11 protein-coding genes are annotated in these 18,411 nt (G+C 51.7%); 7 read left to right on the plus strand and 4 right to left on the minus strand.

The window, feature by feature from the left end; translation table 11 throughout:
• The first annotated feature begins 192 nt into the window (after positions 1-192).
• A complete protein-coding gene (locus BGX14_RS03800; protein ID WP_073302901.1) occupies positions 193-1,005 on the plus strand; it encodes an RNA polymerase sigma factor RpoD/SigA in 813 nt (270 codons plus the stop codon).
• A 588-nt stretch (positions 1,006-1,593) separates the two neighbouring features.
• Positions 1,594-2,172: a GNAT family N-acetyltransferase gene (locus BGX14_RS03805; RefSeq protein ID WP_233126398.1), complete on the plus strand. Its 579-nt coding sequence runs from the start codon at positions 1,594-1,596 to the stop codon at positions 2,170-2,172.
• Positions 2,173-2,252: 80 nt separating this feature from the next.
• Here BGX14_RS03805 and alaS read toward each other — a convergent pair whose 3' ends face one another.
• A complete protein-coding gene (gene alaS, locus BGX14_RS03810; RefSeq protein WP_095879771.1) occupies positions 2,253-4,898 on the minus strand; it encodes an alanine--tRNA ligase in 2,646 nt (881 codons plus the stop codon).
• Positions 4,899-5,270: 372 nt separating this feature from the next.
• On the minus strand, positions 5,271-7,343 hold the full coding sequence (locus BGX14_RS03815) for a M6 family metalloprotease domain-containing protein (protein ID WP_143394112.1): 2,073 nt from the start codon (positions 7,341-7,343) through the stop codon (positions 5,271-5,273).
• A 203-nt stretch (positions 7,344-7,546) separates the two neighbouring features.
• Here BGX14_RS03815 and der point away from each other — a divergent pair, with 203 nt between their 5' ends.
• From der to BGX14_RS03840, 5 genes are all read left to right on the plus strand, one after another.
• Entirely contained in the window at positions 7,547-8,977 is a 1,431-nt protein-coding gene (gene der / locus BGX14_RS03820; protein ID WP_073302898.1) for a ribosome biogenesis GTPase Der, read from the plus strand.
• Positions 8,892-9,554, plus strand: coding sequence for a glycerol-3-phosphate 1-O-acyltransferase PlsY (plsY, locus tag BGX14_RS03825; RefSeq protein ID WP_073302897.1), 663 nt, complete (start codon positions 8,892-8,894; stop codon positions 9,552-9,554). Before der ends, plsY begins: the two co-directional genes overlap by 86 nt.
• Before the next feature lie 27 nt (positions 9,555-9,581).
• On the plus strand, positions 9,582-10,589 hold the full coding sequence (locus BGX14_RS03830) for an NAD(P)H-dependent glycerol-3-phosphate dehydrogenase (protein ID WP_095879105.1): 1,008 nt from the start codon (positions 9,582-9,584) through the stop codon (positions 10,587-10,589).
• Between the two features lie 53 nt (positions 10,590-10,642).
• Entirely contained in the window at positions 10,643-11,032 is a 390-nt protein-coding gene (locus BGX14_RS03835; RefSeq protein ID WP_143159323.1) for a hypothetical protein, read from the plus strand.
• Between the two features lie 286 nt (positions 11,033-11,318).
• Positions 11,319-12,071, plus strand: a complete 753-nt coding sequence (locus BGX14_RS03840; protein ID WP_095879106.1) for a transporter — start codon at positions 11,319-11,321, stop codon at positions 12,069-12,071.
• 591 nt (positions 12,072-12,662) lie between these two features.
• Here BGX14_RS03840 and BGX14_RS03845 read toward each other — a convergent pair.
• Together BGX14_RS03845 and priA are read right to left on the minus strand one after the other, a co-directional pair.
• Positions 12,663-15,710 (minus strand): DNA methyltransferase, encoded by a 3,048-nt coding sequence (locus tag BGX14_RS03845; protein WP_095879107.1) that lies wholly within the window; start codon positions 15,708-15,710, stop codon positions 12,663-12,665.
• A 364-nt stretch (positions 15,711-16,074) separates the two neighbouring features.
• Positions 16,075-18,279, minus strand: a complete 2,205-nt coding sequence (gene priA / locus BGX14_RS03850) for a primosomal protein N' (protein WP_233126399.1) — start codon at positions 18,277-18,279, stop codon at positions 16,075-16,077.
• Positions 18,280-18,411: the final 132 nt, after the last annotated feature.

The raw sequence follows: 18,411 nt of genomic DNA on the forward strand, positions 1-18,411 counted from the left end.
TATATTTTCAACGAATGCAAAAAGACATGCCCATCCAGACGCCAATTCACTTCAACCAGAACGGCTTTTTTTCTATGCCAGCCATAAAATTTTTCCAAAATGAGTGCCCTTTTTCACAATCCTAAAAAATTTACATGATTGGCACGTTCCTTGCTCTAAAAAAAAGCGATATTATAGAAAAAAGGATAATAGATGCATATTGATTCCACAGATGTAACCCTGAAACGCTATTTGGACGATATACGTAAAACGGCTCCCCTTACCCGCGAAGAAGAACAGATTCTGTTTCAAAAAGCCAAAGAAGGCGACAAAATCGCCCGTCAGAAACTCATTTCCGCAAATATGCGCTTTGTTTTGAAAGTCGCCATCCAATACCGCGGCTGCCCGATTCCCCTACCGGATCTGGTGAGCGAAGGAGCCATGGGGCTTGTGCGAGCCATCGAAAGTTTTGAACATACCCGCGGCCTGAAATTCATCAGCTACGGCGTCTGGTGGATCAAGGCTTACATCACCCGGGCGATCAACGAGCAAGGAAACCTTATCCGTCTGCCCGCAAACCAGCATTTAAGAGTCCGCAAGGCTTTGCACGAACAGTCCCGCGGCAAGGAAATCAGCGAAGACATCCGGGAACTGATTCAAATCGGGCAACGCGGCGTTTCGTTTGACAGCCCGCTCAAAGCCGATTCCAAAGCGACTTATGGCGAAGTTTTGGCCGACGGCAGGGCGTCGAATCCGGAATCCGATTCCGAAATCCAAAGCGTGGAAAACCTTTCCAAGGAATTGATGGAGCAATTGCCGGAACGGGAAGCCAAGGTCATCGAAGGCATTTTCGGCATCAATTTGGAAGCTCCGCAGACTCTCCGCGAAGTGGGCGAATCCATGAACATTTCCCACGAACGCGTACGCCAGCTTCGCGATCAGGCTCTTCGCCGCATTCGCAAATACAACAGCCGGGATTTTCTGCAAGAAAAGAAGGACGCTTTTTTGGCGGCCATCAACAAGTAAGTTCAAAGTCCCCCATTTCCTACTTTAGGGTTTCGCATCAAAAGTTTTGCTCATTTTGATGCGTTTTTGTTTTTTGCGAATCGATAAAACTCCGCGTCAAACATTTATGTCAAAGCGAATCCGAAAACACCAACCAAAACGGCGACTTCTAAGCCTTTGGGTTAGAGGCCGCCCCAACACTCGCGATTTAAGTTCCCAGTTCCAACTCCCAACTCATAACTCCCAACTGGTCCCTGCCCTTCGATAAACTCAGGGACCGCCGGTTAGTGCTCCTCGGCAAGCTCGGTAACCGCGAACTAGTCGAAGCACACCAACCAAGCAAATCGGGTGGAATTTTGTATATAAGTCCCCCCCAAAAAAGGCGCATTTGCTATATTCGAAAAAACTTTTCACGGAGTTGGATGACTTTTATCCAAAAGATGCGGTTCATTGTTTCCTGCCGGTAGAGCCGAACGGTTTTGCCGGAAAACAAAAATTTCACCGAGGAACTTGTAATGATATACGCTGTTCCCGCAAAAAAGGATTTAAACAATGAACCCCAATTTTTCATTCACCATACGACAGGAAACCCCCGCCGATTTTTTCGCTGTGGAAAACTTAACCCGAAACGCCTTCTGGAACATCTACAGGCCCGGATGCGTAGAACATTGCGTTTTGCACCGTTACCGAAGCCGTCCCGAATTTATTCCGGAATTGAGCCTTGTACTGGAAACGGCTAGCCGTGAAATCCTCGCCCACATTATGTTTTCACAAAGCGAAATTATGCTGGACGAGCCATCAACGCCTCCTCGAAAAAGTCTTCCCATCATGACCTTCGGACCTTTCAGCGTTCGCCCCGACAAGCAGCGCCAAGGCATTGGAAAGCACCTGTTGGAATTCGCATTGAACCGGGCAAAAGAGATGGGCGCGGGTTGCATCGCCATCTGCGGAAATATCCAATTCTACGGGAAATGCGGATTTGAATTGGCAAAAGACCGAGGGATCCGATATGCAGACGATCCTGACGCTCCTTATTTTCTGCTAAAAGAACTCGTTCCCGGTTTTTTGGACGGGGCACGCGGAACTTACCGAGATCCGGACGGTTATTTTGTCTGCGAAAACGATGTCGAAGAATTTGACCGCCTTTTTCCTTACAAGGAGAAAAAGGTTTTGCCTGGTCAGCTTTGACTGAAAATCCTCTTCCAGACAAAAACATCCGCAAGTCAAGACTTGCGGATGTTTGATTTTCCGTTTGCAAACAGAGATTCTTATCCGCCGATTTTTTCGCGGATCCAGTTGTTGGCGTTGGAGATTGCCGCACTGATTTTTTCTGGTTCGCGGGTTCCCGCCTGCGCGCGATCCGGACGTCCGCCGCCCTTACCGCCACAAGCTTTTGCCAAGTCTCGAACCAAATCGCCGGCCTTGATGCCTTTCGCCTGAACGTTCTTTCCGACCATGACAGCGATGCTTCCGCTGCCATCGCCTTTGTTCGCCAAGACGATTACCGAGTCCGCTTCGATATTGTTCTGCACGCCATCCAGCAAGACCTTGAACTTGTCTTCCGGTTCCGCCATTTCGCGGACATAGAGCTTCACGCCGCAAACATTTACCGCGCCTTGCAAAAGTTCCTTTGCCGCTAAAGTGGCGAGTTCCAACCGGACGGACTGCAAGCTCTTTTCGAGGCTCTGCGTTTTTTCAAAAGTCTGGCCGATACGCGCGAGCAAATCGGCGTCTTTGCAGCGCAGGCGTTCGCGAAGGGCCGAAAGAATTTCCGTTCCCGCTCGGAGAAGCGCCAAGGCACCCCTGCCGGAAACCGCTTCGATACGGCGCACACCGGACGAAACGCTGGATTCCGAAATGATTTTCACCAGCCCGATGTTGCCCGTATTCTGCACATGCAAGCCGCCGCAAAGTTCTTTGGAAAATTCCTCGGCACCGCCCATTTTGACGACCCGAACCTTGTCCCCGTATTTTTCGCCGAAGAGCGCCATCGCGCCGCTCGCCTTCGCCGCGTCCACATCCATCACGTCGGTGTGCACCGGCAAGCATTCCATCACCTTGGCGTTCACCAGGTCTTCCACTTTCTGGATTTCCTCGGCGGTCATCGCGTTGAAGTGGCTAAAATCGAATCGGAGAAGTTCATTGGAAACAAAGCTGCCCTGCTGCTGTACGTGGGTTCCGAGAACCTGGCGCAAAGCGGCTTGCAACAAATGCGTCGCGGAGTGGTTCTTGCGAATGTCCGAACGGCGAGCGTCATCCACAGTTGCAAAGAAAAGCGCAGACATCGTTTCCTTGTTCGCTTCGCCTTTGATCACCTTGCCCCGGCAGATTGCGGTATCGTTCACCTTGACGGTATCGAATACGGCGATTTCCAAACCGCCCGAAACGAGAGTCCCCTTGTCGCCGACCTGACCGCCCATTTCCGCATAAAACGGAGAGTTTTCCAAGACGATGTTCAAAACCCCTTTGTCTTCCCGGAAGCGCACGATTTTTGTTTCGCAGGAACTTTGTTCGTAACCGACGAAATGCGTACTCGCATCGCTGTAGGCCGTCCAGCCTTCGGTTCCCATCGTGTTGATGCCCTGCTTCATATTGGCTCGCGCACGCGCCTTCTGTTCTTCCATACATTTCTCGTAGCCTTCTTCGTCGATTAAAAGGCCCTTTTCTTCGGCGAGAATGCCTGTCAGATCCGGCGGGAATCCATAGGTGTCATAAAGGAGGAAAACCTTGTCGCCCGAAATTTTTTCGCCTTTGGCAAGGCCTTCGGAGAGAGCGGCGAAACGTTCCAAACCGGAATCGAGGGTGCGGATAAAGCTTTCCTCTTCGCTCTGGATTACGGAAGCCACAAAATCCTGGCGTTCGCGGATTTCGGGAAAGGCTTCGCCCATCGTATCGGCAAGGACGGAGACCAGACGACAGACAAACGGCTTATTCTGCCCTAAGAGACGCGCAAAGCGACTGGCTCGGCGCAAAATCCGACGCAGCACATACCCGCGGCCTTCGTTAGAGGGCAACGCTCCGTCCGCAATGGCGAACGACAACGCCCGCAAATGGTCGGCTATCACACGGTGCGGGGTTCCGTCAGCGCCATCTTTGTAAGGAACGCCGGAAAGTTCCGCGACCTTCTGGATAATCGGCGTGAACACGTCGGTGTCGTAGTTGCTGGTCTTCCCCTGAAGAATCGCGCAGATGCGTTCAAAGCCCATGCCCGTATCGACGTTCTTCGCTTTGAGCGGAACAAGTTCTCCACTAGACAGACGCTCGTATTGCATGAACACGTTGTTCCAAATTTCAATGTAGCGGTCGTTTTCGCCGTTCACGCCCTTGATGGGGTCCTTGAACGTTTCAGCCTGCGTAGCGAGGTCGCCACGGTCGTAGTGGATTTCGGAACAGGGACCGCACGGACCGGTATCGCCCATTTCCCAAAAGTTGCTGTGCTCGTCAAAGCGCATGATGCGGTCGTCGGGAAGTCCGGAAACCTCTTTCCAGATTTGCCAAGCTTCGTCGTCTTCTTTATAGACGGTCGCAAAAAGGCGTTCTTTCGGGAGCTTCCAAACTTCGGTCAAAAGTTCCCACGCCCAACTAATCGCTTCTTTCTTGTAATAGTCGCCAAAGCTCCAGTTGCCGAGCATTTCAAAGAATGTATGATGGTAATTGTCACGACCCACCACATCCAAATCGTTGTGCTTTCCCGAAACGCGAAGGCACTTTTGGCTGTTGCAGACGCGCTTCCAGCCCTTCGGATTGTCTCCCAAGAAAATGGCCTTGAACTGGTTCATGCCCGCATTGGTGAACATCAGCGTCGGATCGTCGTGCGGAACTACAGGCGAGCTGCGGACAAACAAGTGTCCTTTGGATTCAAAAAACTGGATAAAGGATTTGCGCACCTGCGCAGAAGTCATCGTTTCGGACATAATGATACCTTTGGATTTTTCCGCACCAAAGATAGAAAGAATCGGAAAAGGCTTGATCAAAAAACGGTTTTGGTGAAGAAAAATCAAGTAGTGAAAATAGTGGCTAGTGGGAAGTTAAGAAAAACAGGGAAAGGCAGCCTCCCAAGCATCTATGGTTCGACTAGTTCGATAAACGGTTGCTGTGCTTCGACAACCGGTTGCGGCCCTTCGACAGGCTCAGGGATCGGTTGCCAAAGCACACTAACCGAAGCACACCGAGCGATTTGAAAAAAAGTCATGATAAGCTTGATGAGTTTGCATAGCGGTCGTTTTGCGCCGCGCAATGGCAGAAAGAATTTTCCCAACAGGAACACCCTCCGGGGAACTTCGCCGTCAATTCACCGCGATACGTTTGAGCTCGAGCGTACGCCCTTGCGCGGATAGCTTCACGATAAGCACTTGCCCAGACATTTCCCGCAAATCGATATCCGCCGAGAAATCGTCGAAGGTTTTTCGCAGAACTTCCTTTCCCGAAAGGTCGTAGGCGCGAACCATTTTCCGCCCGGAGAATCCGGATTGCACGGAAAGGGTCGTCCCGAAAAGTTTAACGGAATGTCCCATGGACTGCACTTGGACGACAGCCATCGTAGCCGAAGAACTCGAAAGGAACTCGCCCAGCGAAGACGAGCTTTCCACGAACCCGGAGCTGGAACTCGATTCCGAACTGGAACTCGAAACAGCAATAGAGCTAGAGCTCGATTCCGCGACGGAACTAGAGCTTGCCAAGGAACTTTCATCGGGGCATGCGGTTATTGAAATGCCTTCCCGCGTCGCAAAGCAGACAATACCATCACTCTCTTCCCGGATATTATACAAATTCACTCCTAACGAATTTCCGTCCCAAGCGGTAAATGAAAAAGCGGTCACATTCTGCGAACCCGGAAACGGGTCGTCCATCAAATTGGCCTTTGCTGTCGAATAATAAAAACCATCGCTATAGGAATTGATTTTCAGGTTTCCCGCCTCGACGACATCGACACGCTGATGCGCAGAAAAATTATTCAGAGTGTCTTGCTTCCAGGCTCTTTCATTATAGTCGATATGCCATATCAGCATCCCGTGATGCGGAAGATACGCGTCCCAACCTGTCCGTTGCCGATTTTCCAAAATGAACCATTCGTCGTCCTTGCCTTCGACCGGAATTTTGTAGGCGACATTGGTCGTATTGAAAGGAGTCAAGACGGAAACCGCAGCTGAATTATCGAACGGCTTGTAGGAAATCCAGCCCATAAACGCTTTTTCAAAAGCGCTATAACCTACCGGAGTCGCCCCCAGCGCGGGACCGTTGTACATTCCGCTTCCCATCACGTCCCAAGCGTGAGCGCCTGGAGCCTGATATACGCTGTCCGTGTAATCATCCGTATTGCATTTCGTACTATGGGCGCAGTAATGATCCTTGAGTCCCATCGTATGGCTGAATTCGTGGATAAATGGCGCAATGGGAGACATTTTCGTTTGAGAATCCATCTGCCACAGGACGAAATACCGATTGAAATACTCGCCGTTTCCCGCATCCAGTCTGCCGACCCCGTCATTTAAGCTATTATAATATTCCAGCTTATAGGCAAAGCCGCCGAGTTTGTTCGCCGCACTCTTCGTTCCTGCATACATCACGGCGACAGCGTCGATTTCCCCGTCGCCATCGGCATCGTACTTTTTGGCATCGAAATTCGGAAATTTGGATCGCAGAGACTCGACAGCCTCCTTGATAAGACGTCCCTCCTTTTGGGCATAGCTAGACAGGGAATTTCCCACCTGCACCGGATACACGTCGAAAGTTGGCACAAAGGCTCCATCCGATTGCGAAATAAAGTAATCCCTGATAGAACCAATATGTCCTCTTTCCGAAAAGCCCTCGGCGTTGGCCTGCGTATAATACGCCGCCGAATCGCAGTTTGCCATATCCGGGCTTTCCACGAGCAGGACCGGGAAGCGATTCGTACCTTTCACATGTCCCGAAGCGGGCGGAAGCCTCTGCGGCATCTCGGCTGAAGAGGACGTGTCCACGGTCGGAACCCAGGGGGCCCGTTCCACGCGTTCGTCGTCTGGATAAAGAATCCGATCCGGATTCCTCTCGAAATGCGCCTTTTGGACTTTATCCTTGTCGAGCCCCTTCAAGTAGGCCTTTTCCGCATCGCTACGCAAATCCGCGTTCTTCGCACGAAATTTTCCTTCTGTCCCATCCTCCGCCGCATAACGGTAAACGCCGTCCTCTCCACGGATGACGATATAGCCGTCGAGGGTGTGCGTGTAGCTGTAATGCTCGTCGCCGACTTCCCGAAGAGTCAGGGAATCGCCCGCATTGTCTATGGTGAAAGGCGTGGGGTTCATCGGCACAGCCCAAAGTCCCGGGGCGAGAAGGCCCGCAAAAAGCGCAGACCGCAACTTATTCCAAAAACCATCCATATAAAACTCCTTGAAAGAAATATATTCTCCCAAAAGCCGACTAGTCCCACGAAAGCGCAAAAAAAAAACATTAAAATACTCTTCCCGCCCGATTTCAGCCGCTTCCCCCTAACTCCTAGCCCCCACCCCACGAATCACAAATCTCCCACTCCATTTTCCTTCGCCGCAGCCATTTTAAAAGCAGCCTTATCTATATTTGGAGCGTGAGTAAATTACCTGTAGTTTGTATTGTCGGACGCCCGAATGTGGGAAAGTCCTCTTTGTTTAACCGCATTCTCGGACGCCGGGCTGCAGTCGTTTCGGACAGGGAAGGCGTCACCCGCGATCGCCATTACCAGACAGCGACGTATCATGGGCGAGAATTTACCGTAGTCGATACGGGAGGATTTCTTCCCGACGAAACTATCGATGTCCTTGCCGCCAACGTGCGCGAGCAAATTTTCACCGCCATCCAGGAATCGGATTTGGTCCTTTTTATGGTCGATGTACGGGTGGGCATTACCAAACTCGACGACCAGTTCGCCAAAATGATTCGCCGTCTCGACAAGCAGGTCCTTCTGGTCGCGAACAAGAGCGAACGCCCCGAAGACCGCAGCGAATGCTGGGAACTTCTTTCTCTCGGCATGGGCCAGCCCCGCACCATCAGCGCCCTTACGGGATACGCCTGTCTTTCTCTGCTGGACGAAGTAATCTCCCTTCTTCCGAACAAAACCGCTTCGGACAAAGAAGAAAAGCGCCCAATCCGCTTTGCCATTCTGGGCAGACCGAACGCGGGCAAATCGACTCTTCTCAATCGGCTTCTCGGCGAAGAACGCGCCGTTGTTTCGGACATTCCGGGAACGACCCGCGACTCCATCGATTGCACCTTCACCGCCAACGGGGAAAAATTCGTCGTGACGGACACCGCCGGGCTGCGTAAAAAAGCCAAGGTCGAAGACGAAGTGGAAATTTTCAGCAATATGCGCTCGCAGGAAAGCATTCGCCGCTCCGACCTGTCCCTGCTGGTCATCGACTCCACGCTGGGCATCTCCGAACAGGATTTCCGGATTATCCAGGACATTCGCCAGGCGGGAAAAGGCCTGATTCTGATTTTGAACAAGTGGGACATCCTTCCCGACAAAACGGAAAAATCCTTCGACCGCATGGTCAAGGAAATGCGGGAGCGGGAACCGCTTTTTGAATACATCCCGATTCTTTCCATCAGCGCGAAAGAAGGGCTGCGGGTTCACCGCATTCTGCAAGAAATCCGCTCCGTCTATGCCAACTGCCGCCGCGTCATCGGGCGCGACCGGGTCGCCGAAGTCTTTGCCGAAGCGATTGCCAAAAATCCGCACCCCGCTCACGCCGGACGCCTTGTCAAGCTGACCCGCGCCTGCCAAATCATGGTGGAGCCGCCGGTCATCGATATCGAAACCCGACGACCCGACGCCGTAGATGAATCCTACAAGCGTTACCTTCTCAAGACGTTTTACGAAGCGTTCCACTTGAACGGTGCACCGCTCCGCCTGAATTTCGACAGCAAACTCACTTTAAGAAAGGACGAAGACCTTGAACAGTTTACTCTCGCTTCCGATAGCGTATCTTTTGGGAGCCATCCCGACCGCCATCTGGGTCGCCAAAATCGTAAACGGTAAAGATTACGACATCCGCGATTTCGGTTCCAAAAATTCGGGACTCACGAACACGTTCCGCGTATTGGGCGTCAAACCCGCGCTTCCCGTCGTCATCGTGGATTTGCTGAAGGGATTCTTCGCCCCGACCATCGCCATCTGGATGAACGAAGCGTCAAAGGCAAACGGCGGTTCCGACTTTTTCTGGTTGCCTCTCGTCTGCGGGATTCTCGCGATTCTCGGGCACAGTTTCACCTGTTTTGCCGGATTTCGTGGGGGCAAGGGCGTGCTGACCGCTTTCGGCGTTTTTCTCGCCATCGCTCCTGTCACCGCTCTCCTTTCCTTTGCCGTCTGGCTCGTTCTGACCCTTTCCACCAAATATGTTTCAGTCGGAAGCATCGGTGCTTGCATCGCTCTCGCGGGGCTTTCCCTTTTCGGCTATCTGGAACCCGACCTATACCCGCATGACAAGATTCACACTGGGATTTTGGCGGTTGCCTGGCTGGTCGCGGTTTTTGTTATTTTCAAACACAAAGCCAACATCCGGCGTCTGCTGAACGGAACGGAAAACGGCTTTGGCAAAAAAAGAAAAAAAGTTTAACTTTCTGCAAGAAAAAAGGTTGGTATTATGAACGTCACTATTATCGGCACCGGCGGATGGGGACTCACCCTCGGGCAAGTCCTTTTCGACAACGGTCATCAGGTTTCCTTTTGGACTTTTTCACAAAAAGAAGTCGATTTGCTTTCGACGGAACATCAATATAAAGACAAGCTTCCCGGTGTTATTTTCCCGGAATCGTTCACCTATACCACCGACATGAAAAAATCCCTTGCCGGAGCGGAAGTCGTCTTATTCGTCGTCCCGTCACAATTCATGGGAAACGTCGCCAAGGAATTCGCCAAGTGCAAACCCGAAGGCCAGATTCCCCTTGTCGTCTGCGCGACCAAAGGCATTCTGGAAGGCACCAACCAGCGGATGAGCGAAGTCCTTTTTGAAAACGTCCCCTGGCTCGAGAGCGAACACGTCGTGACCCTCAGCGGGCCGACCCACGCCGAAGAAGTTTCCCGCCGGGTTTACACTACCATCGTCGCCGCGTGCCCCCACGAAGCTTCTGCCCAAAAAGTGCAGCAGCTCATGAGCAACAATTATCTTCGCGTCTATACTTCGACGGATCAGGTGGGAGTCGAACTTTGCGGCGCGATTAAGAATGTCATCGCTATCGCTAGCGGCGTGCTTTACGGCATCGGCGCGGGCGACAATACCCGAGCGGCGCTCATCACCCGCGGGCAAGCGGAAATCTGCCGATTGGGACGCGCTCTCGGAGCCAACCCTCGGACATTCGCCGGGCTTGCCGGCATGGGCGACCTGATTGTGACCTGCCTTTCCCAGCACAGCCGGAACCGCTACGTCGGGGAATGCATTGGCAAAGGCGAGACTCTGGAGCAGATTATGGGGCACATGACCATGATCGCCGAAGGCGTTCCGACTTGCAAAAGCGCAAAAGCCCTGGCAGACAGCGTTCACGTGGAACTGCCCATTGTCAATGCGGTTTACGAAGTACTTTTCAACAATAAAAAGCCCGCCGACATTATCGAAATGCTGATGCTGCGGGATCTCAAGTCCGAAGAAGAATAGCCTCGCCGGGAACCACGGAAGGAATGCCGCCACTCAAACGCTGACGAGGTAAAATGCCCTTTCTTCCATTTTATGCTCTTCAAAGGTTGCACGCAACGGTTTCTTTCCGCAAAGGAATCGGGCTGGTCCTTTTTCTTTTCTTGAGTTCCTGCGTCGTTCAAAGCGATTTGCCCACCGTCTATTCCGAACAGCGCTGCTTTTACACTCCAGAAGGCGTTTACCGCTGCAAGGTCTGCTACGGTTCCGAATGCCGCGGGCAATCGTCGGAAACCTTCTGCTACCTCGCCGCCGACTCGACCGTTTTTTGCGAAACCTACCGTCCGCATTACGCCCCGCAAGTCGAATGGCAATTTCACTACCATCATCATTATTTGCCGCCACCGCCCAGAAGGCACCGCGGAAGGCCGGACGACTATCCACCCCCACCGCCGCCAAGACGCTGATTTTCACAGAGGTATCGTATGAGTTGGGAATGCCGCTTTTTAAGCGAAACGCACTGCAATCGCCGGAATCAGGAATGCGACCCCGGAGCACCTGGCTGCATCCTGGAAGGAAAATTCTTCTTCCCTTTTGACGCATCCAAGAACAAATCCTCCCCAAACAAAAAGGCGAAAGTTCCCCCCAAAAAATCGCCTTAACCTTTCCCTTGTGATTGCGCTTACACGACGCTTTACAAAATTTTTACTTCATTCTATTTTTGGGGCACACATAATAAAATAGGAGACAAAGATGTTCAAGAAAATAGCTCTCGCTGTTGCGCTCGTTGCCGCATCGAGCTTTGCGACTTGGGATTATTACAAAATTCCGGAAGCCGGTAAAGGAACCGTAAAGGGTCAGTTCAAATACGACACCGACGATCCTTGGTCCGGATGGGGTATCAACGTCAGCGGTCGCTATGTTGTCATTCCGAACTTGGAATTATCCTTGCAGTCCTTTGGATTCGCCTCTCAAGATGATCCGGACGGCAGCGGCCTTACCGACTTTACCTTTGGCGCGCGTTACGCCGTTCTTCCAGAAATGGTCAACATCTTCTTGGATTTGAACATCCCGTTTGGCGACGAAGGCGAAGGCGGCTACATCGGTTCGGACGAATGGGCCATCTACTTCGGTGGACAGTTCTACAAGGAACTTATTCCGCAGCTCCTCTTGGGAGTGGAAGCCGGTCTGGACTGGGGTTTTGAACACAACGATTTTGAACGTGGACTCGTTTTTAATACAGGCGCAGAAATCGGCTACACGATTAAGGAAATCGGGCTGACCCCCTTTGCCGGAATCGAGTTCAAATACAAGCTGACTGACGACGAATGGAACGGCGCAGGCGCTTGGGAAGACAATGCCGGCGACAATCAGTTCAACCTCTGGATTGGCGTTGCCTATGCCATTAACGAAGCAATGGCTGTCGATGGCAAAATCAAGATGCGCTCCGGCGATATCGACGGCGACGCGACCCATTTCGATGTAAACTTCAGCTACAACTTCTAAATTTTGTTATAAAGCAATCCGGGACCGCCGAAAAGCGGTCCTTTTTTATTGCGTAGAGAAACGTAGTTGGGAGTTATGAATTGGGAGTTTGGAGAAACGGTTGCCAGCTCGTTTTTTGTTCGGGACGGCATTCGGCAAAACGACGAGAGGCGGGAGTTGGAAGTTGGGAGTTGGGAGTTGGGAGTTGATTTTGGCGCTGGAAAAATCTAATTTCTAAGTTCTAAATTCTCTCTCCAAAGCTCTAATCCCGCTTGGAAGGACATTCGGCACGATGCCGAAGACCGTTTTTTGCCCGGGACGACATTCGGCAAAACGCCGAAGACCGTTTTTTGCCCGGGACAGCATTCGGCAAAACGCCGAAGACCGTTTTTTGCCCGGGACGGCGAATGGCAAAATGCCAAAACGGGCTTTGGGAACATTCCAAAGCGCATGAGTTTGTGATTAGCGGCATAGCGGCGAGTGCCCTTCGATTAGTTCGGCAATCGGTCGCTTAGCTTGTCGAAGCGTGATCATAACACACGGATTTGCTCAGAACTAACGTTCTTCGCTCTTTGTGGTGAGTGCCGTTAGGCGCGAACAAATCCGTTTGTCTTATTTCCTTGCCAGCTCCTCGTACATCTTGAAGAGTTCCGCGACGATTTCGCTCTCGGTCATTGCGGGGTCGAAACCGTAGGCGGCCATCACGGCGCGGTCGTTGGCTTCGTGGGCGCGGCGCAGCTCGGGCGGCATGGTGGTCTCGTCGTAGAGGTCGGCGAGGGAACAGTCGGGGTAGAGCGCGCGGGCATCGAGGATTCCTTGGGCAGTACGGGCGATTTTTGCGCGCTGTTCCGCGCCGTCATTGCGAGCCGTAGGCGCGGCAATCTTCGGCGCATTTGCAAAAGATTGCTTCGTCGCTCCGCTCCTCGCAATGACGGACGGTTTTCTGTTTTTCGTTTCTTGGACGGTCTCCTGACCGTCCGTATTTATGCCTTTCCATTTTTGGACGGTCGGGAGACCGTCCTTCCCAGTGACTTCTCTCCCTGCGTCCTTTCCCGGCCACGGGAAGTTGTTGTACACGATTGTGTTTGAGTAGCGGTACCGCATTTCGAGCCGTCCGCAGACAGCGCGCATCCACGCCATGTGAACGCTTGAAGTGAGCACGCCGAAGTCATAGAGCGTTGCGTCCGGGATGATATGAACAGAATCGCTGCTTAATGTTGGAGGCTCAATATATCCAATTGGAATATATCTCCGCTTTTCTGAAGATACACGAGGAATAAGCAAATATGTGTTTTCCGGCATATTTTCCACGTGGAATCTTGTGGGCGTATCGGCAAGTTTCTGTGTGGGCACGCTTTTGCTTGCAAGGCGGAAGTCACGCACTGCCTGTGCACGTTTCATGCATTCCGGCATTTTGCGCAGTTCTGCCGGTGAGCATTCACCAAGCCATAAACAGTAACGGAAATAACAGTTAATGAATTCGTCCGAGCCAAGCCACTTGCGGAAATACTTTTCAGCTGCTGGTTCCTTTTTGATGAAAGCGTTCTTTTCCTCTTCGGTAAAAAGATAGTTTCCGCCGTCTATCGGCTTGTTTCCAATTCCGATTTCCGGCACATTACACAGCGGTTTGCTTCGGCTTTCAATAAAAATATCCGGCGCGTCAAGCAAGTAGCCGTTGATGTTTTTGGCTTCAATGCTTTGCTTTTCGTTGATATAAATGCGTTTGGCTTCAACAGTCTCAACCGCAGAACTCTTTGGTGCAGCTGCTGAATATATGCGGCAACTAAATCCGATGATAACGCAATGCACGTGCGCTTTTAAGTTTGACTCGCTGTCCCAGCGGAACGTGCGGTAGGCAAAGTTGATTTTTATGCCGTTTTCCATCAGCGTTTTCCAGAGAATTGCCGGCTGTTCGCCTTGCGTAATGGAGTTTGTTGAAACAAGCGCGGCTTTTGTGTTCGTGCCTTTGATTAAATCAGCAGCCTTTTTATACCAGCAGGAAACATAGTCAAGATTTCCGACATTCTTTGTTTTTCCCCAAATATCGTTTACATCTTTTTTCTGTTCTTCCGACATAAGCCGCGCACCAACGAACGGCGGGTTGCCCATGATATAGTCGTAGCGGTGCGCGCTTCCGTCCACGTGGGTGGTGATGCCTTTGAACAAGTCGTCTTCGGGCAGGGCGCTCTTGGGGCTTTCGGGGAGGAGCGTCGCCCAGTCCATGCGCAGCGCGTTTCCTTCCACGATGAAGGCGTTGGTGGTCAGCGGCAAAAACTGGATGTTCCGGCTCAAGATCCTTTCCGTTTCGGCGACCATCTGGCTTTCGGCTATCCACAGCGCGGTTTTCGCCACCGTCACGGCGAAGTCGTTGATTTCGATGCCGTAGAACTGGCCGACATGCACCTTGATGAAGCCGTCCAGCCCGAGCACCGCTTCGCCCTCGTTGATTTCGGAAATGATTTTGTTCTCCAGCCGACGCAGGCTCAGGAAGGCTTCGGTCAGAAAGTTGCCCGAACCGCAAGCCGGGTCGAGGAACGTGAGGCTGCCCAATTTTTCTTGAAAAGCGAGCAGGCTTTGTCGCCGTGTTTTGACGGCTTTTATTTTGAGAATGTCGGCGTATTCGGCTTCGAGCGCGTCCATGAAAAGCGGGTCGATGGCCTTATGGATGTTTTCGACGCTGGTGTAGTGCATGCCGCCGCTGCGCCGCGTCTCCGGGTTGAGCGTGCTTTCAAAGACGGCTCCGAAAATCGTCGGGGAAATTTTCGCCCAGTCGAAGGGCGCGCAATCCTTCACCAGCACGTCCACGATCTCCTGCGTAAAATTCGGGATTTCAATCCGTTCGTCCTTGAACAGCCCGCCGTTCACGTAGGGGAACGGCTTGATGGTCTCGTCGTATTTGTCGCGGTCCTCTTCCCGGGTGTCCAGTGCCTTGAAGAGGTCGATGAGCCCCTTGCGGACGTTGGGAAGGTTGAAGGAGCGCAGGTAGTCTTCGAAGGCGGTGCGGGTGGCGAAAAGTCCGGCGTCTTCGGCGTAAAGGCAGAACACGAGACGCACGCAGAGGATGTTCAGGCTTTTGTAGCTGTGTTCGTCCGGGGATTTGTATTCCTTGACAAGCGCGTCGTAGAGCTTCCCGACGAGTTCGCCTGCCTTTAATGAAATTTCCATTTCCTTGTTCAGCAGGGTTTCTTTTTCGTTCACCAAAAATTGGAGCCGATAAAACTCCTTTTCCAGGTTTTCCAGCAGAATCCGCTGCGGTTCGGCGTTCGGCTGTTCCATATCGTAAACGAGGAACTCCGAAAAGTTGCAGGTGATTATCCAGCGGGGGCGCTTAGAATAGGGAAGTTCGGCGGCGTAACGTTTCGCTTGCTGAAAAGGGGAGAGTACCGAGCCGTCGGATTGCTTGATCCCCTTGCGCAAATCTTTGCCGAGTCCTTTTTGTTCAATGAGAACATGGGTCGAGGGAATGAATCCGTCGATGAAACTGGTATGGTCCAAATGCACCTGGTCTTCAAACGAGATGTATTCCGCGACGTTTTGGACACCGTAAACATGTTCGAGCAAGTCTATCCAGAATTTTTGGGATTCGCCCTTTTCGTAGCCTTTCCCTTTCCAGTATTCGGCAAATTTTTGGGCGGCGATTTTTTGCTGTATCTGGTTCATTTGCGATTCCTCTCGAGATGAATTTATAAAAATGATTCTTTCTTGGACGGTCGGGAGACCGCCCTTTTTCATGTCCTCCTCTTTTTGGACGGTCGGGGGACCGTCCTTCCCAGTGGTTTCACACTTCTTACTCCTTACTCCTTACTCCTTACTCCTTACTCCTTACTCCTTACTCCTTACTCCTCACTCTTCACTTCTCACTTCCAACTCCCAACTGCTCCCTGAGCCTGTCGAAGGGCACCAACCATGGTTCGACTAGTTCGACAAGCTCACTAACCGACGGTCCCTGAGTTTATCGAAGGGCACCAACCAAGCAAATCGGGTGGAGTTTTGTATATAAGTCCCTAAAATTTTTGTGCGGGAATTAAATCGGGTCGATGTTTATGCGCACTTCCAAATCCTGGGGAAGTGGAGAAAGAGCCTCTCGAATTTCCGCGACGCGTTCCGCTTTGATGAGCAAGTGCATCCAGAATGTTTTTCCATCCCAAGGAATGTAGGCGTCCACAGGGCCCAAGACTTCAATCCGGGAATTTTGCGAGAGCATTTCAGCAAAGCGCTCCGCCTTTTCGTGCAAGAACGTTTCGTTCCTGTGCCCAAGGCGAACTTCAGCGAGTTTTTTGTACGGCGGATAATGCGCATCAAAACGGGAAGCGAGTTCCTTTTCCGCAAAGCCGAGATAATCGTGCGTCGTCGCCAACTGGATAATCGGATCGTCCGGATTGTTCGTCTGGAGGATGACCGTCCCGTTTCCTTTGGCACGACCCGCGCGACCCGAAGTCTGGCTTAAAAGTTCAAAAAGGCGTTCCCCGGAACGGAAATTCGGCACGCCGGCGCCCGCTTCGGCGCCCACGATGCCAACCAGTTGGACATCGGGAAAATCGTGGCCCTTGGCCACGATTTGCGTGCCCAGCAGCACCGAGAATTTTCTTTCCCGAAAATCGTTCAGAATCCGTTCCGCCGCCCCGACATTCGCCGTCGTGTCCCTGTCCATTCGTATGGTTCTTGCTTGCGGAATCCACTCGGCGATTTCCTCTTCCAACTTTTCGATCGCCCCGCCCAAAAGTTCAAAATGCTTTGAACCGCAATCCGGACAGGGAACTTGCAGCGAAAAAATCCGTCCGCAATAATGGCACAAAAGCCCATTATGCTGCTTGTGATAAATCAAGGGCACTTTGCAAACCGGGCAGCAAAACGTATTGCCGCATTCCGAGCAAACCCGCGATTTGGAATAGCCTCGACGATTCATCAGGATAATCGCCTGGTCGCCATTTTCGACGGTTTTTGTCAAGGCTTCCCGCAATTCCGAAGAAAGCAAAAGCGAAGAATCCTGCTTTCTCCATTTCTTTTTCATATCGACAATGGAAACTTTGGGCAGTTCCACTTCCGTCGCCCGATGCGAAAGAACAAGGTAATGCAATTTTCGGGATTTTGCCGCCCAAAAAGTTTCTACCGACGGCGTTGCGCTTCCCAAAAGCACCAGCCCGCCCCACTTTGCCGCTTCATGAAAAGCGAGTGTCCGGGCGTGATAATGAGGGGCAGAATCTTCCTGCTTGTAAGAGGAATCGTGTTCTTCGTCGAGAATGACCAAATCGTATTCAAAAGGCGAAAGGATGGCGCTGCGTGTTCCTATCACGATCGTCGCCCTACCCGACAAAATGGAGAGCCAGGACTTCCGTTTTATCGGAGCGGACAATGCGGAGTGTATCAATGGCACTTCAAAACCGAGGCTCTTGGAAAACCTTTCGGCGATTTGCGGAGCAAGACCGATTTCCGGCACAAGCACGAGAATTTTTTTCCCGAGAGTCAAAGCCCGCTTGGCAAGTTCCATATAAACCCGAGTTTTACCGCTTCCCGTAACGCCATGCAGCAACGCCCCGCGAAATCCCGTTCCATCGAGCATTTTTGCAAGAGCTTCCAACGCCGACTGCTGTTCCAGCGTCAAAGGCGGTTCCGATTCCCTTTCTCCCGGCGAAGCTTCCCCTCTTTCATTTTCCTCTTCGCTCTTCTTTTCGTTTTCCGCCTGCAACAGGGCGTCCAGATAATTGCCGAAATCCTTGGGCAAAAAAACATTCAGCGATTGCATGGGCGTCGCCATATAATACCGGGAAACCCAATCGAGCTTTTCCATATAGCGTTCACCAAAAGCGTAACCCGACTCATGCGGAAAAGCCTGTTTGATTTTGGGAAAAGCGGGCTTCTCTGTCGTCACTTGGGAAACCACCGCCAAAGAAGGCTTCCGTTTTCCCAGCTGGATCCACACAACGCTCCCCCGCCGAACCTGCACGGAAGTCGGAACGGCATAGGTAAAAATCATCGGGGACTGCGGGACGTAAACTTCACAATAAGCAGAAAAATCGCCGCTGGGATATTCCTTAAAAATGGATTCCGGAGGATTTGTTTTGTGAATGCGCTTCGCCATCCTTTTAAAAATAGTTTTTGCGGTCACCTCTAAAAATCCATTTCCTCGCCATGACGTGATGCGGACGAGCATCCCGCTTTTCTCCCCTAACGCTTCTACTATCCACGGCGCCGGTTTCCAGCCTTCGATAAACTCAGGGACAGGTACCACTGCACCAAAGCCATTTTTAGAAGCAGCATCGACGTTTCAGCGGTATTTTTTCCATTTTCATTTGCATTTATCTTCGGCTTTTATTTAGATTAGAGCTAGCTAAACCGCGTAAAAAAACGCATATCGCTTTTG

This window comes from Fibrobacter sp. UWS1 (assembly GCF_002300445.1).
In the GTDB taxonomy this organism is placed as follows: Bacteria; Fibrobacterota; Fibrobacteria; order Fibrobacterales; family Fibrobacteraceae; genus Hallerella; species Hallerella intestinalis.

Bases quoted from the DNA above. Each gene is read 5' to 3' on its own strand.
- BGX14_RS03800 (WP_073302901.1), top strand. From the start codon at position 193: ATGCATATTGATTCCACAGATGTAACCCTGAAACGCTATTTGGACGAT.
- alaS (WP_095879771.1), bottom strand. From the start codon at position 4,898: ATGTCCGAAACGATGACTTCTGCGCAGGTGCGCAAATCCTTTATCCAG.
- BGX14_RS03815 (WP_143394112.1), bottom strand. From the start codon at position 7,343: ATGGATGGTTTTTGGAATAAGTTGCGGTCTGCGCTTTTTGCGGGCCTT.
- BGX14_RS03830 (WP_095879105.1), top strand. From the start codon at position 9,582: ATGAACGTCACTATTATCGGCACCGGCGGATGGGGACTCACCCTCGGG.
- BGX14_RS03835 (WP_143159323.1), top strand. From the start codon at position 10,643: ATGCCCTTTCTTCCATTTTATGCTCTTCAAAGGTTGCACGCAACGGTT.
- BGX14_RS03840 (WP_095879106.1), top strand. From the start codon at position 11,319: ATGTTCAAGAAAATAGCTCTCGCTGTTGCGCTCGTTGCCGCATCGAGC.
- BGX14_RS03845 (WP_095879107.1), bottom strand. From the start codon at position 15,710: ATGAACCAGATACAGCAAAAAATCGCCGCCCAAAAATTTGCCGAATAC.